Below are 2,209 nucleotides of genomic sequence, written 5' to 3'. Positions count from 1 at the left end.
TCTTCCTAAGACCGCTTGGCCTCCGACTTAGGCGGGCCCGGCACCGTCGGCGCCCGCCGCGGGCGAACCCGCTGCGTCGGGGGAGTCCGACGATGCGTGACCCGCGCGCCGGAGGGCGGCGCGTCGGCTGGGCGCGCGTGGCGCTGGTGCTGCTGCTGGTCGTGGCGTCGGTCGCGGGCTGTGCGTCGATCCCGGACCGGTCTAGTCCGCGCGTGATCCCGGGGCTGGGCGGCGAGTCCCCGGCGGTGAGTCGCGACATCTCGCCGCGCCGCGACGCCGCGCCGGAGGTGATCGTGCGCGACTTCCTCAAGGCCAACGCGATCGCCGACGCCGACTACGCGGCGTCCAGGCGGTTCCTGGTGCCGTCCGGGGTCACGTCGTGGCAGGTGCCCAAGCAGGCGATGGTGGTGACCAAGATCGACGTCATCCCCACGCAACGCTCGTCGTCGGTGACCAAGATGACCATCCGGGCGCAGGCGGAGGGGACGTTCGACTCCGACGGCGTGTTCGAGCCGACACGCCAGTCGGTGTCGCAGAACGTGCAGCTCGCGCTGGTGTCCGGGCAGTGGCGCATCCAGGGCCTCTCGTCGGTCGGGCAGACGCCAATGCTCCTGATCGACGACGACGAGTTCCGCTCCGTGTACCGACGCTACCTGCTGTACTTCCCCGACCCCTCCGGCCGCACCATGGTGCCCGACGCCCGGTGGTTGGCGAGCTCCCGCGACCGCCTCCCGGCCGACCTGCTCACGCTGCTGGTGCGCGGTCCGCGGCCGTCGCTTCAGGACGCCGTGTTCAACCCGTTCGGCCAGAGCTCGACGGTGCGCGGTTCCGTCACCGATCTGAGCGGCTCCCAGAAGGACGCCGGCGTGGGATACGCCGGGGTGCGGGTGGACTTCGACGGGGTGCCCAAGCTCGAGCCGGACGTGGCCAAGCTGCTCGCCGGCCAGGTGGTGTGGACGCTGTCCGGCGCCGACGTGCAGGGCCCGTACATGGTCACCGTCGACGGGGCACCGCTCGACGACAAGCATCCGTCGGGCTGGAACGTCAACGACGTCGCGTCGGTGAGCCCCAACGCCTCGTCCGACCTCGCCGTCGGTCTGCACGGCGTGCTGAACGGCGCGTTCGTGCGGGTCACCCCGACCACGACGATCCCGGTCCCAGGCCCGCTGGGGCAGCTGAAGACCATCCGTTCGGTGGGGCTGTCGGGGACCGGTAGGGAGGTCGCAGCGGTGTTGGACACCGGCGCGCAGGGGCCCGGGCAGGGCACCGCGCTGGTGATCGGCCCGTACGGGGGCGTCCCGACCCAGGTGCTCGTGGCGGGGACGATGACCCGGCCCAGCTGGATGCCCGACGACGCGACCGTGTGGACGGTCCTCGACGGCACCCGGGTCGTGCGGCTGCGGCAGGACCAGGCCACCGGTGAGATCACGGAGATGGACGTCGACTCGAGCGAGGTGGCTGCGATCGCGCCCGGCCCGATCACCGACCTGCGCCTGTCGCGGGACGGCGTGCGGGTCGCCATGATCGTGGGCGGCAAGGTGCTGGTCGGTGTGGTGCAGCAGAAGTCCACCGGGCAGTCGATGATCGCGCACCTGCAGCAGGTGGCGATCGACCGCGACATGTCGGCCTCGTCGATCGACTGGAACGCCGGCGACAACTTCGTGATCGGCCGCACCACCTCGGACTCGCCCGTGCTGTCGGTGCGGTACGACTCCGGCGACGTGACCCCGCTGCCCAGCCGCAACCTGTCGCCGCCGATCTCCATGGTGGCGGCGTCGCAGAACACCGTCTACGCGACCGACTCCAGCGGAGTCTGGGAGATCGAGATCGGCCCGGACTCGACCAGTCAATACTGGTCGCAGGTGGACGCGCTGGCCGGGGGGCACGCGAACCCGGTCCTGCCCGGCTGAACCGGGCCGGGCGAGGGCGTCCGGTGAGGGGAGACGTGGGCGGATTCTGGCCCGGTGTGCTGGCGGAGCTGGTGGATCTCGCCGTGCCGCGGGTATGCGGCGGGTGCGGCGCGCCCGGGGTGCGATGGTGCGCGGAGTGCGAGCGCGCACTGCACGACGTCCCCGCCCGGATCCGCCCGACGGTGTCCGTGGGCGTCCCGGTGTGGACGCTCGGCCGCTACGAGGGGCCGCGGCGTGCCGCGGTGCTGGCGCTCAAGGAACGCGGCCGGGCCGACCTGGCCCGGCCGCTCGGCCGCGCC

2 protein-coding genes are annotated in these 2,209 nt (G+C 72.5%); both read left to right on the top strand.

The window, feature by feature from the left end; all coding sequences use genetic code 11:
• Nucleotides 1-92 precede the first annotated feature (92 nt).
• Nucleotides 93-1,910: an MtrAB system accessory lipoprotein LpqB gene (lpqB, locus tag ABD908_RS27120; protein ID WP_345001977.1), complete on the top strand. Its 1,818-nt coding sequence runs from the start codon at nt 93-95 to the stop codon at nt 1,908-1,910.
• A gap of 35 nt (nt 1,911-1,945) precedes the next feature.
• Nucleotides 1,946-2,209 (top strand): ComF family protein (locus tag ABD908_RS27115; RefSeq protein WP_425584419.1); only part of this gene is annotated, 264 nt, incomplete at its 3' end.

The sequence above is a fragment of the Tsukamurella soli genome (assembly GCF_039541155.1).
Classification (GTDB): Bacteria; Actinomycetota; Actinomycetes; order Mycobacteriales; family Mycobacteriaceae; genus Tsukamurella; species Tsukamurella soli.
Note: the sequence above shows the minus strand (reverse complement) of the source record. Positions and strands in the feature narration are given on the sequence as shown.

What these genes read in the sequence shown, in the direction of transcription:
- lpqB (WP_345001977.1), top strand. Translation starts at nt 93, where the DNA reads ATGCGTGACCCGCGCGCCGGAGGGCGGCGCGTCGGCTGGGCGCGCGTG.